The sequence below is a fragment of the Paenibacillus apiarius genome (genome assembly GCF_017052585.1).
Taxonomy (GTDB): domain Bacteria; phylum Bacillota; class Bacilli; order Paenibacillales; family Paenibacillaceae; genus Paenibacillus_B; species Paenibacillus_B apiarius.
In genome coordinates, this window is record NZ_JAFFHZ010000002.1 from 208408 (window position 1) to 231925 (window position 23518).

General features: G+C 52.5%; 10 protein-coding genes. 1 reads left to right on the forward strand and 9 read right to left on the reverse strand.

Annotated elements, in window-relative coordinates:
• Positions 1–74: 74 nt before the first annotated feature.
• On the forward strand, positions 75–650 hold the full coding sequence (locus JSQ80_RS27015; RefSeq protein WP_336245861.1) for a TetR/AcrR family transcriptional regulator: 576 nt from the start codon (positions 75–77) through the stop codon (positions 648–650).
• A 28-nt stretch (positions 651–678) separates the two neighbouring features.
• On the opposite strand, the gene JSQ80_RS27020 is transcribed toward JSQ80_RS27015, so the two are convergent.
• From JSQ80_RS27020 to JSQ80_RS27060, 9 genes are all read right to left on the reverse strand, one after another.
• On the reverse strand, positions 679–1407 hold the full coding sequence (locus tag JSQ80_RS27020; RefSeq protein ID WP_206097895.1) for a DUF418 domain-containing protein: 729 nt from the start codon (positions 1405–1407) through the stop codon (positions 679–681).
• A 116-nt stretch (positions 1408–1523) separates the two neighbouring features.
• The gene (locus JSQ80_RS27025) at positions 1524–2738 is read right to left on the reverse strand and encodes an MFS transporter (RefSeq protein ID WP_206097896.1); all 1215 of its coding nucleotides are present in this window, start codon (positions 2736–2738) and stop codon (positions 1524–1526) included.
• A gap of 180 nt (positions 2739–2918) precedes the next feature.
• Positions 2919–5291: an FtsX-like permease family protein gene (locus tag JSQ80_RS27030; protein ID WP_206097897.1), complete on the reverse strand. Its 2373-nt coding sequence runs from the start codon at positions 5289–5291 to the stop codon at positions 2919–2921.
• A gap of 25 nt (positions 5292–5316) precedes the next feature.
• Positions 5317–6021: an ABC transporter ATP-binding protein gene (locus tag JSQ80_RS27035; protein ID WP_206097898.1), complete on the reverse strand. Its 705-nt coding sequence runs from the start codon at positions 6019–6021 to the stop codon at positions 5317–5319.
• Between the two features lie 98 nt (positions 6022–6119).
• Complete coding sequence (locus tag JSQ80_RS27040) at positions 6120–7370, reverse strand: MFS transporter (RefSeq protein WP_206097899.1); 1251 nt, start codon at positions 7368–7370, stop codon at positions 6120–6122.
• Between the two features lie 18 nt (positions 7371–7388).
• Positions 7389–8198 (reverse strand): class I SAM-dependent methyltransferase, encoded by an 810-nt coding sequence (locus JSQ80_RS27045; RefSeq protein ID WP_206097900.1) that lies wholly within the window; start codon positions 8196–8198, stop codon positions 7389–7391.
• Positions 8199–8212: 14 nt separating this feature from the next.
• Positions 8213–13951 (reverse strand): non-ribosomal peptide synthetase, encoded by a 5739-nt coding sequence (locus tag JSQ80_RS27050; protein ID WP_206097901.1) that lies wholly within the window; start codon positions 13949–13951, stop codon positions 8213–8215.
• 28 nt (positions 13952–13979) lie between these two features.
• Complete coding sequence (locus tag JSQ80_RS29885) at positions 13980–16964, reverse strand: beta-ketoacyl synthase N-terminal-like domain-containing protein (RefSeq protein WP_206097902.1); 2985 nt, start codon at positions 16962–16964, stop codon at positions 13980–13982.
• On the reverse strand, positions 16961–23515 hold the full coding sequence (locus JSQ80_RS27060) for a non-ribosomal peptide synthetase (RefSeq protein ID WP_206097903.1): 6555 nt from the start codon (positions 23513–23515) through the stop codon (positions 16961–16963). Before JSQ80_RS27060 ends, JSQ80_RS29885 begins: the two co-directional genes overlap by 4 nt.
• Between the last annotated feature and the right edge of the window lie 3 nt (positions 23516–23518).

The following is a 23518-nucleotide window of genomic DNA, read 5'->3' on the forward strand; positions in this document are numbered from 1 at the left end:
CTTTTTATTTTGTGTATCTTTTACTTACCGGTAAGTTTGTTAAGAAGAGAATGGCTTGGGAAGGAGCATTGTCTGTGAACCATACAGAAACATATAAACAAATCGTAGAAACGACCTACACCCTTTTTGCCGAGCATGGGATTGATAAGACAAGTATGGCCATGATTGCCAAAGAAGTAGGCATTACCAAGCCGGCCGTCTATTATTATTTTAGCTCTAAAGAGGAACTGGTTGATTTTTTGTTCGCGGAAATATGCAAAGAAATCGATTTTGCAAAATGCTTTGCGCTTGAAAAATATACGAAAGATAATTTCCAAACGAAGTTGTTGTCCGATGGCTATAAAATGATTCAGGATCAAGAAAACGACGCTTTCTTCTCGCGGGTCATTAACGAGTATATTTTGATTTCTACCCGAAATGAAAAGTATCGTCAAACCTTTTATAGCATTACAGAAGGGTTCATGAACGGATTCGTTGACTTATTAACGAAAGGTGCGGAGCTCGGTCTAGTTGCGGATGAGAAGCTGGCAACCAAGGCGCAGCTGCTCTCGATGGTTATTGATAATATCGGCAATTATATGCTCATGGGATTCAAGATCAATTACAATGAGATTTGGGCTGAAGCCGTCAACAATGTGCTTAAAAAGTGAAAATTAATATCGAGATCCCGATCATCGTTTAAAAAGTCATTTGCAAAGCGCTGGCGGAAAAAAATGCGCACGAATAAAAGAGAGAAGACATGAGCGTCTGATTTTCTAATTTTCCCAGGACCGCCAATAAGCCTATCCCTATAAATACATGGCTTACATAGTGCGTCAGCGTCAACTGTCCCGTTCTAACCATCGTGACGGTAAACCAGTGAGCGGCGAATTTTTCGGCGAAATAGATACAGATTACGATGACCGCTACAGCTGTGCTTGAACTGGACAAAATATAAAATAGATTAGGCGGATACGTTTTGGTTGAGAACAGGAATTGCGCTGCATCAAGTCCGACGGCCAAGCTGGAACCCTTGATGAGAAAAAAGGCGACAATCTCCAAAACGACAGCTGCTGCTATCGAGTAACCTAACATTTTATTGCGGTAAGCGCGGTCCATCATGTTCTGTCTCCCCAACCACATGCCTAGCAGAAAGAAGCAGAACCATGGAAAGAGCGGATGATATCCGTTGTACAGCAAATTGCGAAGAAAGCCCTCGATTGTCCAAAAATCCAAGTAATCCATAAATGGAAGCAACGGATTCCAGCCTTGCCAATAATTAAGCGCGATCTGCAGAAGTTGAGCGAGCCAATCGGGTCCATTTTCCCCTGCATTCATTACCGTCTTAAAGTTCACAATCATCATGCCAAGCATTGCGAATGCCCTTGCCATGTCAAAGCCAATCATTCTTGACGAGGGTGCGTTCATGCGATTTCCCCTTTTGTTAAATTGTATTTACCTACCGGTAAGTAAATACTACACGCAAAGCCCTGCAAAATCAAGTGGCATGCATACAATTATTTAACGTTTACCAGCTTATTTTCCTATTTGCCTGCTCTAATGGCCAAGAGCGCAAGCAATGCCGCAACAGCACCGGCTGCAATCATCGTCGTAAATAAGATCTTGTCCGATTCCTTCATCAAGAGCGCGGCAATCATTGGGCCTGCCGCCACACCGACGAACCGCATGCTGCTGTAAAGGGAACTTATTGTCCCCCGCTGTTCTTTCTCAATGCCATCTGTTATAAAGGAATCCAGGCATGGCAGTGATGCTCCGATGCCTAACCCTGCTGCGCTCAGGCAAGCAATGACCCCGGCTACGGAATCGAAGAGTAAACACCCTCCCACTGCAGCCGCTGACAATCCGAATCCGCTGCAGACGATCCACTTCATCCGCCGTTTATTGTTCCCGATGCATTTGCCGGCCACAAAGGAAGCCGCGCTCAAGACCGCCAGTGGAATGGCCAGGATGCATCCTTTCCAAATGCCCTTATAACCATGCGTCTCCTCCAAGGTTTCGGACAAATAAAAAAGCAGGCCAAATAACATGAACATTCCGATGCCTCCAATCATAAACAGCGCCATGAGCCATCTAAAATGTTCCTTTAGCAACTGCAGGGTCGAACGGAGAAATGGGCGGATAGGAACAGGTCTTTTCTCCGGCTTCTCCGGCTTTTTGACCAAAAAGAAGACCAGCGTAATGGAGATGAAGCACAGAACCGGTATGGCCCAAAATGGAAGATACCAGACAATAGCGACTAAAGCGGAGCCTAACATGGGACTTAGCACTTTGCCGGAAGTATTGGCCGTCTCAATCATGCCGAGTCCGCTGCTTACATCTTGCTCATTGTTGAACATATCGCCGACTAAAGGCAGGACGATGGGCATCGCCCCCGCCGCTCCAATTCCCTGCAGCACACGCCCCGCTAAAATGATGGGATACGAATTATCCATCCATACCGCCGCTGCGCCGCATACTGCGCCTCCCATCGCCGCGATGAGAAGACTGGGAATAATGACTGCCTTGCGGCCTAAGCGGTCGGATAAATATCCGGCAATGGGTATGAGTAAAATCGCCATGACTGAGTAACTGGTAATCAGCAAGCTGGTTTGGAAGGCACTAACGTGTAACTGTCTCCGTATCTCTGGCAGTACGGGAATGAACATGGAGTTGCCCAACGTCATAATGAGAGGGATAGATGAAAGAGCCAATAAATCAGCCCGTTTGTCCGTTTGCAAATCGATACGCCTCCATACCATTCATGAATTCAAATCACATACTGGAGTTAATCTGCGCGGCTGATATAGAAGTTATACTTATCGATTCCATAAAAGAATCTTATATGTAAGAATAAGACAAAAGGGGCTGGCCCACCGTCATATTAATGACTTATGAGACAGCCTCCTTAAGAGATTCATGCCGAGCGCTAATCGAACCCCTTAGGTTCGTCCGGTCGGCACTGTATAAGACGCGCGTGAATAAAAACGTCTGGCGATAAAAAGCACGGCGTTATAGATGATCAAAATGATGGCCAGTACCAATGTAAAGGTATACGAGGTATAGACGAGAGGAATAAAATCATTGGTGCTGAGTGAAACCATTTTGAGAATATAATTCACGACAAATAAGGCGAGCGGCGTAAACAAAATATAGGCGACAACCACAATAACGGTATATACATTCAACAGCATGCTCCCAATTTCGCGCTGTGTGTATCCGAGCATATGGAGCAAGGCCATATTTCTTTTGTTTTCTTCCACCGTTATCAACGTGATGAGCCAAATCATGATAACCGCAATGACACAGCCTAACATCTGATTCAATACGGCGCTCAACTGTGAAGAAGATGCCTGTTCCGTCATTTCCTTGCGCATGCTCTCGGTAGTAATCAATTTAAAGCTCCCGCCCAGCTGGGGATCGGGTTCAGACGAATTGGCGAACGTGCCGTTATAAATATCGGGTGAAATGCCGAGCGCGTTCGCCAACTGAGACTTATCCATATAGATGGCGGCCGGGTCTCCATTCGAGCAGAAGGCGGCTATCGGAATTGTAATTACCTTGTCGCCAATGAGAACCTGTACGGAAGCGCCTGCTTGCAAACCGAACAACTCAGCCTTGGAGGAATGCACAATGGCCCCTTCCTTCAGCTTGGAGTTAATCTCCTTCCCATTCCGATCCGCCAATGCAAGCCACTTGCCATCGCCGTCAAATGCAAGCACATTGACCTTTGCCCCTTCCCGCTTGCCGCTGCTTCCGTTCCAGAACAAACGCTTGTCTTTCAGCAAGTAATAATCGTTGCGCTGCTCATTGCGTTGAGCAAGCCCGGCTTCGGCGTATCGAAGATCGTATTGGTAATGAATTCCATTAAGACGGCGTTCGACAGCGTTGGTGCTCGACTGATTCAGGGATATGCCCATAATAAACAAGATCGATGAAAGACATACCGTAATCCCTAACAGAACGATCATTTTTATGCTTCTGGCGGACATTTGCAGTTTTACGCGCTGGATAAAAGGCAACCCGACCGTCAAGCGGCTTACCCATCTCGTCAGGAAGTTGACATGCTCGTTCTTCTGCCGTGCCAGCAGCATCGTAACCGCATCGTCGTTCATGAACCGATACAGCATCCAATATGCGGCCGCGTTGAAGCAAATGACTATGGCAAGCACTCCCATCAACAAAGAATCGATACCAAGCGCCTTGGGAAATGAGGGCAGCACAAATTGGGATTGAAACTGTTGAATAAGCAAATCAGCGGCAAAATAAGCGGCAACCAAGCCAAGAACAACTCCGATTACGCATAGCAGCACATTGTTCAGGACATAGACGTTGATGAGTCGCGCGCGCGGATATCCCATGGCAATTAGGCAACCCCAGGCTTTTTGCTGCAGCCGCAGGCGGCGATTCAGAAAAATAAGAAATACGCCCGTACATAACAGCGTCAGCGTAATCAAAAATATCGTCGACATTCCGGAGTTGGACGTGATGCCTCGAATGAGCTCCGCCGCTTCGGGATTATCTTGGATGGGGAGAAAGAAAGCAAACCGGGCATCTTCAGTCATTTTGCGCACAACATCCTCATGCTGCGCTCCATCTTGGAACCGGCCGCTGTAATAATGGGACTCGTCGCCGCCCGTCATCGCATACTGTTCAGCGCTCGCAATCACATGGAAGGGGCGTTCCCCGTCAGCCGTGTATTGGCGAATCTGATCGGGCAATATGACTCGCCCTGCAATCTCATATGCTTGCCCCCCAATCGTCAACTCGTCCCCGAGCTTCAATATTCGCGCGCCGGCCGCATTCGATGTAATGGCAATTTCCCGGTTGTTCGCAGGCAGCCTTCCTTCGGCAACATACATCTGATTGACAGTTCGCTTGCCAAAATCCCCAATCCACCGGTATAGGACCCCTTCTTCCTTGGTCTCTTTGTATTTTACCTCCTCGTACTGGAACTGATATTCGCTGCTCAATCGGGAGACAGCGTCTGTTTCTTCGTCGGTCAGCTTCAGCTTGTAGGTTTGCAGCAGATTTTCAAAACCCAGCTGTTCAAGCTCGCGATTGGAAATAGATGCTCTCTCTATAATTTGCCGCTGTTGGTCTTTGTTGATAACAACGGCCATGTTGGGCCGGAATGCAAAATGCTCCTGCCGTTGCGTCTCCGCAAAGCGCTTGTATTCCGCACTCATTCCATCCGAAGCATATCTGATGAAGAAAAAGATAAAGGAGGTGGCCGCAATCAGGAGCAGCATAAGCGCTACCTGCAGCCGATTCTTCAACATGTCCCGCCCTACAAATTTCAATACGTTTTTCATGACAACACATCCCTTAGCAAAGACGTTATCCCCAACTGATTTCCTCGGCCGTAAGCGGATGGTCATTCATAATCTGATCAACCAGGCGGCCACTATTCAGCTTGATAATGTGCCGGGCCATTTTTGCGATTCCGACATGGTGCGTGACAAACACAATCGTAAGGCCGTATTTCCGCTGCAGATTCTGCAAGCAGTTCAGCACTTGCTTCCCGTTCACTTCATCCAATGCGCCGGTTGCCTCGTCGCAAAACAATATGTCGGGCTTCTTAATCAGCGCTCTGGCAATGGCCACCCGCTGCTGCTGGCCTCCGGACAATTCATATGGAAACCGCTGTTTCAGGTGATCGATATTCAGTTCCCTGGTGATATGATCCAAATCAAGGCTGTCGGAATTCAAATACTTCCCAATTTCGATATTTTCCTGAACCGTCAAGTTGGGAATCAAGTGGTATTGTTGAAAAATATAACCGGTATGCTTGCGGCGAAATTCAACCAGCTGCTTGTCTTTGTAACGGGTAATATTTTCTTTTGCAAAGTAGATTTCACCCGCATCCGCCCGCTCCAAGCCGGAAATAACGTTAAGCAATGTCGATTTGCCTGAGCCGCTCGGCCCGAGCAGAGCCACAAAGTCATTTTTCTTGATTTGCAGCGTAATCCGATTCAATGCATATACTTGACTTTCCTTTTCGCCATACGTTTTGCTTACATCATTGACTGTAATCAAATCCATCTCGTCACCTCCCTTCAAAGCCGTCTACTCTCGCGTGCTTCACCTTGCTATCTGTCAAGTGAAGGACCATTTCCATGCCGGACCGCCTCTCCCTGACCTCATTTCCCCGTATTCAGAGAATGGGATGCCCCTTGACCCGTTCTTCTCCGCTTCACATGAATCGACAAGTATATCGCACTGAATATAAGGCTAAAGCCAAGCAAGCATATCCCCGCTAATAAATACGTTGTGTTAATCCCTAACCAAGCTACGCCTGCTCCGCCAAAGAGGGGTCCCAAAATATAGGTCAGCGCCATTACCGTACTGAATTTATTCGTCATTCCGCCGGATGAATCCATCTGATTGAGCTTTTTTAAGTAGAAGGAAAAGCCGATCTGCCAGCATACGCCTCCGGCGAAAAACAGGACGAGAAACCAAAGCACGCCAATTTGCCGGTTCATGGCCCAGGTCACAATTAAAAAAACGGCCGACAGACCAAGCGAGGAAAATGTGAGCGCCTTAAAGGGAGCCGTGTTGTTGTACGATTCGGACCCGATGCGAATCAATAAGGTGCCCAAGCCCGCGGCAGCCATCACAAAAGCAACGATCGCCGCATTATTCCATAGAAAAATGTCCCGGAACAGCACAACCAATTGCGAATCGCCGACCGTCACGAAGAAAGACATCGATGCAAGTATGATTAATCCTACCGTCAGATAGGCGCCCGCAGTCGAATCTATAGCCGCATTAGTTTTCACATCATCCGCTGTATCATGGGCAGCTTCGTGACTGTATGGCCCTCCCGCCTCTTTATGTCCGAACAGGTACACTATAGGCACAGCCGCAATGACGTAAATAATCGCGGCTAACCACACCGTGACCTGCGGCTGCCATATCATGACGCTTAGTCCAGCCGCCAGAGGTCCAGCACATTTGATGATCGCCGCCAAGCGTTCAAACCTGTTATCGATGGCGGCATATTGCTGGGAGGAGCACACTCTTTGCAGCAGCGCATTTTGTCCGTTGACGAAAGTCCCGATGAACAAGCCTTTGAGGAGTATCAACAGAATTGCAATCGCAAAAGACTGATTGAACAGATGGAGCGCCATAATCACTCCGCTTGATGCGGCGGACGTCATCATGACAAGCTCGTTGCGCTGCCGTATGCGGCCGGTGCCCAGTGCGGTCGCCAAGGCCATGGATCCTGAAAAGCTCATGACCAGAACGCCAATCTGCACTGGCGTAGAGGCATAGTGGAAGCCCCAGTAATTGAGCATGGACACGAGATCGACCCAGACCGCCACATTATAGACAACCGCCGACCAGAAGAGGATGCGGATCGCCATCAATTTTTCGTCCTTTTTTCCCATTAGAGGCACGCTCCTCTTCTATGAATTGGGTTTGGATCCGCAGACCGCCATCATAATCAATAATGCATATGGATGGGCAGTGTCCAAGAATGCGGCCACGCCTTTTTCCACCGCAGCCACCTCTTCCTCCGTAACGAAGCCGTTGTCAACCATCGTTCTCATTTCATCGGCGTCCACTTGGGGCAGGAAGGAGCGGATGCCGATTTCGTCGCTGTGCGCGGCTATCAGCTTCAAATCAAGATCGGCGTAGCCGTTTGACTGGAGCAGATGCCACAGCTGGCGTCCAATAAACCGGTTGCCTCCTTGCGATGATTGTTCCTTGGCATGCTGATTCAGTATATATTGAAGTTCCGGTATGACGGGATCGATAATGCCCCAAATGGCATCATCCACATCCAGAACGATTAGCTTTCCGCCCGGTTTTAGCAAATCGAGGATATTGCGGGCCGCTAATTCGGGATCGGGCAAATGCTGAAAGACTAGCCTTGCGATCGCAACGTCGAATTGCCCAAGCGGCAGACGGTGATCCAAAATATCGCCCTCCATGACGGTGACGCGGTCTTTCCCCTCAGGAGCCATATTGTGTTGCGCGTATTGGACATAATACGGCTCAATCTCGATGGATGTGATGCGGCTGGCAGGATATTTGTGCAGGAGACGCTCCGTTATATACCCGGGTCCGCTGCCCACTTCCAAGATGGAATGGCCGTCCTTTATGCCGAACTGCTCCAGCACCTGCTCTTCCTTTGACCAACTGATATCCATTTGCCCCTTCATCCGTTCGATTAAACGCTTCATTTTCCATTCATCCATCATCAGCTTATTCATATACATCCACCTCTTTATAGGGTAATAGATTCGAAATAACCGCTGGCGACAAAATAGTTGATATAGGTTGTCAATCTGTCCGCATCCATCTGCGGGCAATCTATGTTTCTATTTTTCAGGAAGGCAAACGTTTTGTCCGCATTGAATACAGGCGCTTCTGTCTCGATCATGGAAAGCTCCTCGATGAACGGCACCAGAGAAATATCCATTGCATCCGGAGTGCCGGTCTCCAATAGTTGCGACACGCGTGTTTTCCAGATATCCCAAGGCAGCTGTTCAAATGAGTATCCAAGCTTCGCCAAAATATGGATAATCTCCTTGAACGAGCAATCGTGATCATTCATTACGTGGAAGGTTTGGTTCCCATACTGGGAATCGGATGCCAGTTGGACAATGATGCTGCCGGCAAAGTCAGCCGGAATCAGATTGAACCGGAAATCAATATCCGGAAACACCCCCAGCTGCAGGCAGAAGCGGACGATTTTCCAGAAGAAGTCGCTATCCTGGCACACCCCGGTGCGGCTGTCCCCCGATATTCTGCCAAGACGGTACATATTGATAGAAAGCCCGCGCCTTCTTCCTTCCATCATCAATCCTTCCGCTACCCATTTGCTTTGCGTATAGCCCAATTTTAATGTTTCGAAGCAGACGGGGGCATCATCCTCTAGAATGATTCGCTTCTTTTTGGCATCTTCTTCCGAGAACACATATAAAGTGGAAATATAGTGAACCGGCTTCAAGCTGCCTGCCGCAGCCAATCTCAAGATCGCTTCGCTCCCCTTGACATTGGCCGCTTCCAATGACGAATAGGGCTGGGCGAAATTCACTGTGGCTCCGTTGTGGTAGATTGATGTAATTTGCTTTGTCAAAAAGCTGTAGGTCGCCTCATCCAACCCAAGCCGTTCGGCAGCCAAATCTCCGGTAACGACCGCTATTCGGTGAATCAGGTCATCTTTCCACAGCAAATATTTCTTCATTCCGCTTATGACCTTGCGCATTCCCGCCACTTGGTCATCGGCGCGCACAAGGCAATATACTTGCGTATCCGGTTTTTGCAAAAGCTCGTGCAGCAAGAAGGCCCCAAAGAATCCCGTACCTCCAGTCAGCAGCACGGACTGGCTGCATCCCGCCTGCGGCGCCAGTGGGACGCCCGCTCCCTGAATCGCGGGGTCCAGCACGACTTTGCTCGCCAAATCAAGCCGGGCTCCGGGCTCTTCTTGCGCTATCGCTTTGTCTATTTGCCGGGCGATGCTTCTGAGCGTCGGTTCCAGCATCAATTGCATTAACGGGATATGCACCTGGAACTGTTTCTTAATTTGGAACATCATTTGACTGATCAGCAGCGAGTGGCCGCCGATCTCGAAGAAATTATCATCCATTCCGACCTGATCCGCATCCAGTAAACTCAACCACATGCCGCGCAGCGCTTGTTCCGTAGCTGAAAGCGGAAGCTGGGCTTGCTCCGACGCTGAGCCCTCTAATGTTTTGCCGGGTCTGAGCTCGCGTAATTTCCCGCGTTCAATCTTGCCGTTAGCCGTCAACGGGAATTGTTCCAGAACCACAAATTGTGCGGGAATCATATAATCCGGGAGCCTTTTTTGGATATCATGACGAATGATGGCTACGAGCTTTTTTTCCACCTCCTGCTGCAATGGAACGCTTGACATTCGCTGGGCCGCCTTTGTCGCATCGAAATGGGGAAACGGAACTAGCTTATTTTCGCCGAGGGGCGTAAAGACGGCGTCCAGACAGCCCTCGCGCACCGTCTCTGACAGCACCATCTCCACATTATGGCTCTGTCCGCCCCACTGAACCATTGCCGCTGGATCTACTCCCTGCGGATCATCCCCTTTCTGCTTGCGGTAGTCAGCAAGTTTGTGCATAGGATTTGCTTGACGGCACCAGCGCAGGAAGCTCCACTCTTCCGCAACGCGGGCGTTCGGGATTCCTTTGATGAGGAAGCATGCAGCCGGATGCTTTTTGCAAAGATAGCCCTCCTGCAGCCATGTCTCGACTTCAGAGCTCCAGTCGTAACTCGCTTCCGGTTCCCATATCGCCTTGTCGCCGACATGCAGCACCGCATCGTAGCGGAATTTGCTCATCTCGTTGTGATAGGTTCCCTTTTTATAAAGCATTTCTACCGCTTTTATGTCAGGCAGCCGTTGCCGCAATTCAAGGAAATAGCCGCTATCCAGCATCAGCTCGCCATGTTGTTTCATTTTGCGCTGCACCAAACGGTTGAACTCCGGCAGTGGAGTCTCATCGCCGGCCCCCTTCAGCACAACGGAGGAATGAAACGCCTCCCTGAACATGAAGCCGCAAATGTCGCCCATAAAAATGCATCCGCCCTGCTTCACTCTGCCTGCACTATGTTCCAGCACTGTATGCAGATAGGTTACATCCGGGAAGTACTGCACCACCGAATTCATAATGATCATATCGACCTGTTCCAGGTCGGGAAGCTCGTGGGCGTTGCATTTGTAGAGCTTCACCTTTTCCCGCGCATCTCCCAACACGCGCAAATGTGTTTCCACATATTCGATTGCCTTTTCGGATAAATCGGTGCCGACGTAGGATTCGCAAAACGGAGCGACCCGGAATAGCAGCAGTCCGGTGCCGCAGCCGATTTCCAGTACCCGCTTAGGCTTGTATTTCAAAATCCTTTTAACCGTTTCATTCGCCCATTCTTCCATTTGGATCGCAGGTATGGGCTGACCTGTAAACGAGTCGTTCCAACCGACGATATGAAACGTTTTGTCGTCATGCTCATTTTCCTTGGTATAGTAACTGTCAAAAACCGTTTCCCATCTGTCGACCAGCTCCTGTTTCGTCTGCATCAATGAACCGATCTCAAGCAGCCGGTTTTTTTGCGGGATCAGATAGCAAGTAATTTTCGGATCTCCATAGTCGTTCTGCTCGACTACCGCTACATTCTGGGAGACGAGTTCGTGCTCGCCGACCGCTCCCTCGATTTCTCCGAGCTCGATGCGGAAGCCGCGAATTTTCACTTGCTCATCCCGGCGTCCCAAATATTCGATCTCTCCCGTTGCCGTCCATCTGGCCAAGTCTCCAGAGCGATACAGACGAGTGGAATGGCTTCCCGCAGATGCGAACGGATTCGCGATAAACCGCTCCCGGTTTAACTCCTCACGTTTCCAATAGCCCCGTGCCACCCCTCTTCCGCCAATATACAGCTCACCTGCAACTCCTGCGGGAACCGGCTGCCGGTGGTCATCCAGAATGTAAGCCTGCAGATCCGGCAGCGGCGCACCGATCACGCTTCCCGATCGGGCCTCCAGATCAGCCATCGATATGGGCCGGTAAGTGGCATGTACCGTTATTTCGGTTATGCCGTACATATTGATCAATTGAGGATGCCGATCGCCGTGGATGTCGAACCAAGGACGCAGCGACTGCAGCTCCAGCGCTTCCCCTCCAAAAATAAGGTATCGCAGCGCCAGATCGGCTTCTCCCGCCATCCCCAGATGCTGTTCAATATGCATCAATTGTTTGAAGGCGGACGGCGTTTGATTAAGCACCGTTACCCGTTCACGCACGAGAAGCCGGTAGAAGTCTTCAAATGAACGCGTGACGCCGGACGGCACGATAACGAGTCTGCCTCCATGGAGAAGAGCTCCCCATATCTCCCAGACGGAGAAATCAAAAGCGCACGAATGATACAGCGTCCACACGTCATGATCGCGGAACCCGAACAATCGCCGCGTCGCTATGAACAGCCGGCTCACGCTTCCGTGTTCAACGACCACTCCCTTCGGAAGCCCGGTCGAGCCCGACGTATAAATCATATAAGCCACATCGGCTTCCCTTGCCGGGACAGACAAATTATGAGCGGAATAGCCCGTCATATCCAAGTCTTCCGCCGTAACATCAATCCGTACCCAAGCCCCCTCGGGTAACATGCCGCCGGTATCGCCATCCGCCAGCAGCACCGAACATCCGGAGTCGCTTAACATCCAGCGGATCCGTTCTTCGGGATACGCCGGATCGATTGGAACATAAGCGCAGCCAGATTTAAGAATCGCCAATATGCTCGCAATCAAATAAGGGGAACGGTTCATGCACAGACCGATAAATTGCCCCTGCCTCGCCCCGGATTGCTGTAAATGGCGCGCGAGCCGGTTCGCATAAGCGTTAAGCTCATCGTAAGTCCAGCTCTCGTCGTTCCATGTCAGCGCCGCATGATCGGGAAAAAGGGCGGCCGTCCTTTCAAATTGCAGGTGCAGGCATTCCGGCGTTGCATCCAAAACTTCCACCCTGCCCGAACGCTGCATGATGCTCGCCCGCTCGCCGTCTTCCAACAGGTTCAACCCGTCAATAGGCCGATCCGGGGCCGCTAACGCCGATCTTATGAATTGTATGAAGTGGTTGGCGAAATTCCGCATCGTCTGCGGAACAAATAAATTGGCGTCATATTCAATGCGTCCGGCCATTTTTCCATGCATCTCCGTCATGGACAGCAGCACATCCGACTTTGACGTGCCGTTATGCAATTTGAGCGTTTCCGCTTGCGCGCGCGGCAGTTGAATGTCGGTGGCCGGTGTGTTTTGAAACACAAACATATTTCTGACCAGCGGAATCGACCAGCCTTGACGATCCGGCTGCAGCTGTTCGATAACCCGGTCAAAAGGAAAGTCTTGGTGATCGTATGCTTCTGTCGCCGATTTCACCACCTGTTGCAGGAGGTCGCGAAACGTCATCTCCGGGCTTATATCCAAGCGCAGCGGCAATAAATTGACGAAATAGCCGATTATTCCTTCGATTTCGGTGTAGTTGCGATTGGCGATGGGCGTGCCGATCACCATCGTTTGTTCATGGGTATATCGGTGGAGCAGCCCTCCGAACATGGTGAACAGCACCATGAACATCGTCGTTTCCGTATTCGCGCAAAACGACTTGAGCGATTGAACCAAGTCGTCCGGAAGGTCAAACACCACTTCTCCGCCGCGATTTCCTCCCGGATCGGCCATTTTTCTGTCAGGCAGCAACGCTACGCTCGGGCATTGAGCCAATTTCTCCTTCCAATAGCTCAAATGTCCGTCCCAATTCCCTGAATTCAGCTGCTCCGACTGCCAATGCGCGAAATCCCCGTATTGGATCGGCAGCGGAGGCAGCACAGGCGTCTCTCCTCTCGTATAGGAGGTGTAGCACGTGATCCATTCCTTCACCAGCAGCCCCATGGACCAACCGTCTGAAATAATGTGATGCATGCATATCACCAAAATATGCTCCTGTTCCTTCAGCCGGATGAACCGGGCGCGGAATAACGGATCGCTTGCCAAATCAAACGGCGCCGAAATCGTATTTTGGATGATGGCGTCCGCAGCTTCTTCAACTTCTGCCGCCTGCACGCCGCTGACGTCTTCGACCGGCAATTGAATCGAAAAGCGCTCCCTTCTTTTGATTTGCGGGCTTCCGCCTGCATTGATGAAGTTGATGCGCAGCGATTCGTGCCGGTCGATAATAAACTGAAAGGAGCTGCGCGCCGCCTGCACATCAACCTCTCCTGTAAACCGCACGGCAAAATACATGTTGTACGCAGATTTGTCCGCAAGCAGTTGATCCAAAAACCATAGTCTTGTCTGGGCCGGAGACAGAACCATGCGGTCCTCCTCTGGTCTGGACGAGATCAATGGCCGCTGTCGCTTGCGTCCCTGCTTCCATTGCTCCAACAGCAACCGCTGCTTGTCCGATAATTGCGAACGCCGTGTTTCCAATTCGTTTTTGTTCGTCATAGCTACCCACCGTTCCGCCGGAATTTTATTATTGGAAGTTGCTTTCCAATTGCTCGATCATTTGCAGCTCGATTTGCTCCGCAATTCCCTCAATGGTCGGGTAATTGAATATCCGGTCAAACTGAATTTCAATGTCCGGGATCAGATTCCGCAGCCGGGAAATAAGCTGGGTCGCCATCAAGGAATGGCCCCCCAATTCGAAAAAGTCATCCTTGATGCCTATCGGCCGGATTCCTAGCACCTGCTCCCATATGTCCACCAGATTTTCCTGCAAGCCGTCGGCAGGGGGGACATACGCTGTCGACAGATGCGCCCTCTCCGCTGATGACCGCACAACATCCGGATTCCCCGCCGCGGTGACAGCCGCTCGTTCTTCAGCCCTGTCCGGCGCGCCGCCGAGCCAGCATCGAACTCCTTCAAACGGATAGGTTGGCAGCGATACGCGTCCGGGCTGCGCAGGATGAAGCTTCTCCCACCGGATATCCGCCCCGGATAACCAGCATGCTGACAAGCCTTTCAATAACGCGGCAACATCGGATTCGCCTTCCTTGCCGTGCCTCATCATGTTGAGCACGCTGCCCTTGATCGATTCGCTGTCATGCTGATGAACGAGCTGGGACAGCGCCTTTCCTGGACCTACCTCCAGCCAAATCAGATGTTCGCCGCTCTGCATCAGCGTTTCGATCCCTGCGCTGAACTTGACGGCAGCGCGTATATGGCCGCTCCAATAAGCCGTGTCCTTTGCCTGCGCTTCTGTTATGTAATCTCCGCTGACATTCGATAGGTATGGAATGCGGGGAGCATGCAGCTTGTACTTGCGCATCACGCGTTCGAATTGCTCCGCTGCAGGCGCCATAAGCGGACTGTGAAACGCATGCGCGACAGGCAGAAGCTTATGGCCGATTCCCTCTGCCTCCAATCGCGCCGCCAAGCGGGAAATCGCTTTGCCGTCGCCTGCGACCGTGCAGGAACCGGGACCGTTGATGGCGGACAGGTGTACGCCCTCATCCGCGCAGCTCCTAATCTGTCCGAAAGGAGCCGACACCGCCAACATGGCTCCGGCGGGGCTCTGCTGCATGAGAGCTCCTCTCTGAGCGATAATTGCCAAGGCATCCTCTAGCGGCATCACGCCTGCGACGCATGCCGCGACATATTCGCCAAGACTGTGGCCGATCATTGCGTGCGGTTCCAGTCCCCAGTCCATTAAGCAGCGGGCGAGCGCATATTCGACAACGAATAGAAGCGGCTGAGCGATGGCGGTCTGATCCAGCAATCGCGAGCCTTCGGCTTCCGCCTCTCGAAACAGCGCCTGTGCCAAATCCGTGCGAAGATGTTCATTCAGCACGGCGAAGCACTTATCCGCCCAACTGCGGAACAAGGGGAAGTGTTCGTATAACCCGGCCGCCATGTTGGTGTACTGGCTTCCTTGGCCAGGGAACATAAATATGATTTTCGCCTTGTCTTTATCCGCTTTGGTTCTGCCGATCAATTTCAGTCCGCCGTCAAGGCCGGATAATGCGGCATAACGGTACGGAAATGCTTTTCTGCCGACCTGAAGCGTATACGCGACGTCCTCCATTGCCACATCAGGATGCAGCTGCAAGTGCCGATCCAAAGCAGCGGCCATCGCATCGAGCGCCGTGTCCGTGCGGGCCGACAGCAGCAGCGTCTGCTCCGTCCGGCAGCGCGGCTTCTCCGTCATCATTGGCGCCTCCTCCAAGATGAGATGCGCGTTCGTGCCGCCAATCCCGAACGAGCTTACCCCGGCGCGGCGAGGGTGCGACGCGGCAGGCCAGTCCGTCAAAGCCGTATTGACATAAAAAGGGCTTTCCTTAAAATCGATGGCCGGATTCGGCGCCTTATAATGCAGGCTTGGCGGAAGCTGCTTGTTATGCAGCATAAGCGCCGTTTTGATTAGCCCCGCAATGCCCGAGGCCGCGTTCAGGTGGCCGATATTCGTCTTGACGGAGCCAATTGCGCAGAACTGCTTGGCACCGCCGATATCTCCGAACGCTTCCTGAAGCGCCGCAATCTCGATCGGGTCGCCCAGTGCCGTCCCTGTCCCGTGCGCCTCGATATAACCGAGCGTCCGCGGGTCTGCTTCCGCCATCATCAGCGCTTCCGCTACGACGCGCCGCTGGCCTTCAATGCTTGGAGCCGTATATCCAACCTTGGATGCGCCGTCATTATTGGCGGCGCTGCCTTTTATCAGGGCATAGATATGATCGCGATCGGCCAAGGCGTCTTCCAGACGCTTCAGCGCCACGATTCCCGCTCCGCTGCCGAATATTGTCCCTTTGGCTTCCGCGTCGAACGCTCTGCAATGCCCGTCCGGGGAGAAAATCCCGCCGGCTTGGTGCATATAACCCTCCCATTGCGGAATGCGGAGCGAGGCTCCGCCTGCCAAGGCCAGATCCGACTGATACATCAGCAGGCTTTGGCAGGCGTAGTGAACGGCAACCAACGAAGTAGAGCACGCGGTCTGAATCGTAACGCTAGTCCCGCGCAGATTCAGCTTATAAGAGATTCTCGTGCTTAAATAGTCGTTGCCGTTCGTCTGCAGCACCATTTGCAGCTCTTCCTCGGAAAAATCGTTCCTGCGCGGTAAAATTTCGTTCACCAAGTAATTGTTAAATCCGCACCCCGCAAACAAGCTGATCAAGCCTTCATATGAATCGGCGGCGTAACCCGCATCCTCAATCGCTTCCGACGCGCACATCAACAGCAGACGGTGCTGCGGATCCAACAATTCCGCCTCCCGCTTGCTCATTCCAAAAAAAGGGTAATCAAACTTGTCGATATCGGTCAGCACAGGCGAAGCTTTCACATAGTTCGGATCGTGAAGCTTCTCCTCCCTTATGCCTGCCGCCCGGAGCATGTCATCGGTGAAAAAAGTGATCGTTTCTCTGCCGTGTGCCAGGTTGTCCCAAAACTGCCCCACATGGCTGGCCCCGGGAAACCTCCCGCTCATCCCAATAATGGCAATCGTGTTCTCCGCTTCGCTCACTGTCACTGCCGGACACCCCTTCGCCGTGATTTTTGCGCCTCCTGCGCGGCCCGCTGCTTGCTGATCCTATGTTCGGCAGGTTCGGCAGCATAGCCGCAGCGCTCCTCCGCTTCGCCGCTTCCTTCCAAATAACGCGCCAACAAGGAGACCGTAGGATACTTGAACAAATCGACAACATGGATGTGGCGCTGCAGCACCTCTTCCAGATGCTGCTGGACGCGAAGCAGCAATAGAGAATGGCCGCCCGCTTCGAAAAAGTTGTCGTGAATCCCCACTTCGCTCACATTCAAATGGCGGCGCCACACCTCCGCAATCTTCTGCTGCAGCGCCGTCTCCGGCTGGACCGTGTCTTGCATGCCGTCTCTGTAGTTGAGCGCATCCGGTTCCGGCAGTCTCTCCAGATCTACTTTCCCGTTGCGCGTCAGAGGGATTTGCTCCACTTCCATATATACTGCCGGCAGCATGTAATCCGGCAGCTTCGCTCTCAGGTGCAGCTGCAAAGCCGAAGGATGAAACGGCCGCTTGGCCGGCACCACATACGCGATAATCCGGTTGTCCTTACTGGCTTGGCACATCATCAAGCAGTCGGTGACGGACGAATGCTGCAAGATAACCTGCTGTATTTCACGCAATTGAATCCGATATCCGCGAACCTTGACGATATCTCCCTGTCTGCCGATGAATTCAACATTGCCGTCCGGCAAATACCTGCCTAAATCACCCGTTCTATAGATGCAATCGTGTTCCGCTGACGCATGGGGATTATGCGCAAAAGAGGAGCGGCTTCCGTCCGCGTCCGATGCCGTAACATAACCGGAAGCCAAGTAAGGCGAGCGGATGCATATTTCTCCCGTTTCCCCGATTCCCTTCATCCTAAGTTCGGAATCCATTACGAGCAGCTGAGCTCCTTCTCTTCCTTTCCCGATCGGGATACAGGATCCGAGAGATTCTGGAACAGCATAAATCCCCATAATTTGCGGCGTCTCCGTCGCCCCATAGCAATTGAAGCAGCGGACTTGCGGCGCGATGGCGCGAATATGCTCGATGTGGGACGGAACCAGAGTATCCCCGCCGAAGAAGGCATAACGCCAAGCGCCGAGCCCGCGTCCCGTCCGTTCATGTCCGCTCCCTCCCGCAATGACCATACCCATCGCAGGCGTGACATGGGCAACGGTAATTTGCCGGCGTTCCATCCAGTCGGCAATATAGCTGGGAACGACCATTTTGCTTCCGTCCGGAATGCAGATCGCGGCTCCAATGGACAAAGGAACGAATATATCCCTTAATAGAGGATCGTGTCCCAGACCGGAGAGCATGCTGAACCTGTCCTGTGAATCCAGCCGGAATTCATTCACATGCCAGCGGATAAAATTCGCGAGCGGCTCGTGGGTGCACGGAATTCCTTTTGGTACGGCCGTAGTGCCTGAAGTAAACAAGACATAGGCCGGATCGTGCAGGGAGAACTCGATCTGCGCCAGCCGCTTTTTAGACAGTTGATCCTCATTCGTGCCATAGGCGCTGCCAGCCCAATATATAGAAAAAGACACAAGCTTCGTCAATTCCTCGTTCACACCGTTTGGCTGCGCGTTTTCCGCGCCGGGGAATACCATTCCATATGCCCTGGATACCTTGAGCATCTCTGCCGCACGCGCGGCCGGCTGCGCCGGATCTAATACAATAAATGCGGAACCGCTTTTAAGCACGGCCAGCATGGCGGTAATTAGGAAGGCGCTTCGTTCGCCGTATATGGCAATTACCCCGCGCTTATCATGCGCAAGCCGAAGCAGCTCCAGGGCCAGTTCATCGCTTAATCGGTCCAGATCGCGGTACGTATATACGGTATCATCGCGGTCAATGACAGCGGCGGCCCCCGGACATTGTGCCGCCGTCTCCGCAAACAAGACATGAATCGGCTTTAGAAGAGGATCGTCCGGATGTTTTAACGGCAGGGCCGGATTGGGCAGAAGCACGATGGAATTGTCCGTCAGGAGTGAATATTGTTCGATGGACCGTTCGGGATGCTCCACGATTTGACGGCATAGGCATTGGAATTGAGCCAGCATCTCAGCGGCCCTTTCCTCCCGGAACAAATCGGCGGCATACACCATCTCCAACTGAATGCCATCCGCCTGCTCCTGGGCATATAATGTCAGATCGCATTTGGAATCATGATCGTCCAATTCGATAATCTGCGTTGACAGACCGCTGAATTGCGCCGTAACCGGCGGTATATTGAGCATGTTGAACATGACCTGGAACATGGACGAACGGCTCAGATCGCGGTCCGGCCTCACAATTTCCACAAGCTTCTCAAAAGGCATGTCCTGATGCGCATAGGCGCCGATGGCCGCTTCACGGATTTGCAGCAGCAAGCGGATGAAATCGGGTTCGCCGGACAGGTCGGTCCGCAGGAGCAGCGTATTGACGAACAGCCCGACAACTTTGTCCAAATCCTGATGATTCCGCCCCGCAATCGGCACCCCCACTGCGATGTCCGATGTTCCGCTTAGCCGATACAGCAGCAGGTTAAAAATGGCGGTGAGCGTCATAAAAAGCGTGCAATTGTGCCGTTGTCCGAGCGTCTTCAATTGCTCGCTCAATGCTTGCGGAAGCTGGAGGCAGACATGCTTGCCGCGATAGCTTGGCGCCAACGATCTGGGGAAGTCGGACGGCAGCAGCAGGGGCGGCACCGGTTTTTGCAGCACCCTTGTCCAATATTCCAGCTGCTTGCGATAAGAGTCGCTGCCGATCCGTTCTTGTTCCCATAGAGCGTAATCGGAATACGCCAATGGCGGACTCGGCAGCTCCACTTGCTGCTGCTCGACCTGATTCGCGTATAGCTGGCGCAGTTCATTCATGATGATGCTTATCGACCAGCCGTCCGTCATGATGTGATGCAGCACCATCACCAAGTAATGGCGTTGCTCCCCGGTGCGAAGCAGCGTAATCCGATACAAATCGGGGTCCGATAAACGAATCGGACGGCGGCATTCCTCTTGTATCCATCGCTGTGCCTCTTCCTCCGTGCATGCCTTAACCTCCAGCCGGAACGTCTCCTCCGCCCTGATAACGGCAATGGGACTTCCTCCTTCCAGATGGATGGCGGCGCGGAGGGAATCGTGTCTGCGGATTAGCTCCCGCAAAGACAGCTGGAGAGCATCCATATCCAAAGGACCATCCAGCGCCAAAATGCCGGGAATCAAATAAGCGGTCTGGGATTCGTCAAGCTTTTGCAGGAACCACATTCTTTGCTGCGCGCTCGTTAAAGGAGCCTTATAGTCTCCCGATTGATTCAAGGGGGTGATCTCCTTCCAGGCCGGGCCGCTTCCCGCATCCTGCTGCAGCAGCAGGATTTCTTGCGCCATCTCACGCAGCACCGGCTTGGTGAAGACCGTGCGAATCGGCAATTCGACAGCGAACACGTCCTGAATGTTGGATATGAGCTGGGTTGCCAGCAAAGAGTGCCCGCCCGCTTCGAAAAATTGATCGTCGGCACGCACCTGTTTTTTGCCCAACAAACGTTTCCACATTTCCATCAATACTTCTTCGGCCATATTGCTGCTATAGCTGCTCTCTTCCCCTACATCATGTGAATCGTTGTCAAGCGAGGCCTGCAATGATTTGCGATCCACTTTTCCATTGGGCGTCAGAGGCAGGTCGCCGATGACAATAAAGCGGGAAGGGATATAATGGGCCGGCATCCTGTCTCTCAAAAAGCTCCGGGCATCCGTTTCGTTCCACGGTTCGTTCGGCTTAAGCACGATAAAAGCGACAAGCGACGCCTGCTCGGGCGAGGCTCCCGCGACAAGGACGGCAGTGCCTGCGATCCCGGCGCACTCCGACAAATGGGCCTCGATTTCACCCAGGTGAAGCCTGACTCCCCTGACCTTGACCTGATCGTCCTTTCTGCCTGCGAACTGCAGGCTTCCGTCAGGCAGGCATCTGACCAGATCGCCCGTTTTGTACAGCCGCCTCGCCTGATTCGGTTGCGCGTCCGGATAAGCGATGAACTTCGCTGCCGTCATGCCGGGATCGTTGTAATATCCGCGGGCAAGTCCCACACCGCCAACATAAAGCTCTCCTATCCCGCCCGGGAGAGGCCGCTGCATGAACTGGTTGAACACATGCGCCTCCACATTCGGGATCGCTTCCCCCAAGTCGATGACAGACTCATGGGAGAAGCATTCTTTGACGGTGACCCAGACAGTAGCTTCCGAAGGACCGTAAGCGTTGAAAAAACGGCGTCCCGGAGCCCAGCGCGCCACGATCTCTCTGGTGCACGCCTCACCGGCCGAAATGACGACTTGCAAATCAGGCAGGTCCGTATCCGGAATAAGGGCAAGAACAGACGGCGGAAGCACCGCATGCGAAATGCGCAGTTCCTTCATCCACCGGACCATCGGTTTGCCGGGCAGCAGCGTGTCTGGGTCAGCCATGCAAAGCGTCCCCCCGCTGCGGAAAGCCATGACGATTTCGAATACCCAAGCATCAAAGCTGAATGAAGAGAATTGAAGGATTTTGCTTGCGTCAGTCAAGCCGAAATATTGCCGCTGCGCCTCGGCCATATTCCAGATGCCGTAGTGTTCGATCAAGACGGCCTTCGGTTGGCCTGTAGACCCTGACGTGAAAATGACATAAGCCAAATCATGAATCCCGATGTGTTCCTTGACGGGCTGCATGCTTTGGCGAGCGATGTCTGCTTCGTTCCGGTCCAGCAGCACAAGCTCGATCCCTTCCCCGAACGAATGGAACCCGACTGCCGAAGCGCTGATAATGGCCGCCATGTTCACCAGCTCCACCATATACGCTTTGCGCTGCGGCGGATAACCGGGGTCAATGGGAACGAAGACCGCCCCCAGCTTCAATACGGCGAACACCGCTGCGACCATGTCAGGCGAACGCTGCAAGCATACTCCGACAAAATCGCCTTTTTTTACGCCTTTGTGGGATAACAATCGCGCGATTCGATTCGCTCTTTGATCCAATTGACGGTAAGTTACCGAATCGCTCATAAAAGTAACGGCTGCCGCTTCCGGCCGTCTATCTGCTTGATATTCAAGCAGATGATGCAGACATATAGGAGGCATCGCCAACGGCGGCGGCACGTGCTGCGTCTGTCCATCCGGGTGCGGATAGAGCCGCACGTCGCCAATCCGTTCCTCCGGATTCCGCACGATGTGCTCCAATAAATCGGTAAACAGCCCCGCCATCGTTGCCATAAAGGCCTCGCTGAACAGATTGGAGCGATAAATAAATGAACCATGTATGAATGTGTCCGTCTCTTCCATCATGAGGACGAGCTCGTACTGCGTATCCGCCGTCTCAAGCGGAACGGGCTGCAGAATCATCGAGCCCAGCTCGACCCGATCCTGATCATTGCTTATGAATAGCGGAGGGCGCCACCCATCCGCGCTCTGCGCGCGCTCCATGACAAAGGCGACCTGGAAAATAGGCGATACCCTTGAATCGCGCTCCGGCTGCAATCGCTCCACAAGCAGAGGAAACGGATAATCCTGGTGTTCCATGGCTTCCAGCACCCTTTCCTTTACCTCATCCGCTAATCGCTTGAATGTAAGCTCTCCCGTACATTGGATCCGCATGGCGACGGTGTTTACAAAATAGCCGAATATGCGTTCAAATGCAGCTTCGCTTCTGCCGGAAGCAAACGTGCCGATCACGACCTCTTCTTGCTCCGTATACCGGTGCAGGAGCGCGGCGAAGGAGGCTAGCAGCAACGTGTTCAACGTAATGCCGAGTTCCCTGCTTAAGCGGATGATATCCTGCGACAAAGACTCGCTGAATCTGAAGGTGCAGCTGCTCCCCCGATTGCTGTCTGCCTTCGTCCCAAGGTTGTCCGTCACAAGCGAACAAACAGGCAGCGGACCCGCCAACGTTTTTTTCCAATATAACCAGTCTTCCTCCGCGCGCGTGCTGTTCAAATAGCGATCCTGCCATTCCACAAACGCGCCATAGCTTTTCTCTTCCATTAAATTGTGCCGATCCGGGATGCCTTGCTCGTATCGTTCCGTAAAATCGCGCAAAAGCATAACGATCGACCATGCGTCTGTAATAATGTGATGCAGAGACAAAAGAAGCCGGGGCGGACGCTCGGGCGCATCGTACAGGTTGACGCGGAACAGCGGGCCTTCCTCTAATGAAAATGGCAGCTGCAAATGGCTGTGGAACAAGGCCTCCGCCTCAGGCCCCCATGTCTCCAGACGGTGCACCCGGAAATCCGCTTTGCAATCCGGATTGACAGTCCGCTTAATGTCTCCGTTCTCCGTCACAAAAGTGGTGCGCAGGGAACTGTATGTTTCGCACAGGCTCTGGAACGTTTGCTGCAGCTTGCGCTCATCTACAGGCGATAAAATGTCCCATGCCGCTTGCATATGATAGGCGCAATTGTCCGGATTGACATGCTGCAGCAGCCAGAGCGCCTTTTGTCCATACGATGCCATCGAATCCCGCCTCTCCGCGCGCTGCTGCAGCAGCTGGCGGATCAGCTTTTCTTTTTCCGCGCGGGATAAGCCGGCGGCGACAATCGAATCGTTCATCATGAT

Excerpts from the sequence above, each read along its gene's own strand:
- JSQ80_RS27030 (WP_206097897.1), bottom strand. The coding sequence starts at position 5,291 with ATGAAAAACGTATTGAAATTTGTAGGGCGGGACATGTTGAAGAATCGG.
- JSQ80_RS27040 (WP_206097899.1), bottom strand. The coding sequence starts at position 7,370 with ATGGGAAAAAAGGACGAAAAATTGATGGCGATCCGCATCCTCTTCTGG.
- JSQ80_RS27050 (WP_206097901.1), bottom strand. The coding sequence starts at position 13,951 with ATGACGAACAAAAACGAATTGGAAACACGGCGTTCGCAATTATCGGAC.
- JSQ80_RS27025 (WP_206097896.1), bottom strand. The coding sequence starts at position 2,738 with ATGGTATGGAGGCGTATCGATTTGCAAACGGACAAACGGGCTGATTTA.
- JSQ80_RS27035 (WP_206097898.1), bottom strand. The coding sequence starts at position 6,021 with ATGGATTTGATTACAGTCAATGATGTAAGCAAAACGTATGGCGAAAAG.
- JSQ80_RS27045 (WP_206097900.1), bottom strand. The coding sequence starts at position 8,198 with ATGAATAAGCTGATGATGGATGAATGGAAAATGAAGCGTTTAATCGAA.
- JSQ80_RS27060 (WP_206097903.1), bottom strand. The coding sequence starts at position 23,515 with ATGATGAACGATTCGATTGTCGCCGCCGGCTTATCCCGCGCGGAAAAA.
- JSQ80_RS27020 (WP_206097895.1), bottom strand. The coding sequence starts at position 1,407 with ATGAACGCACCCTCGTCAAGAATGATTGGCTTTGACATGGCAAGGGCA.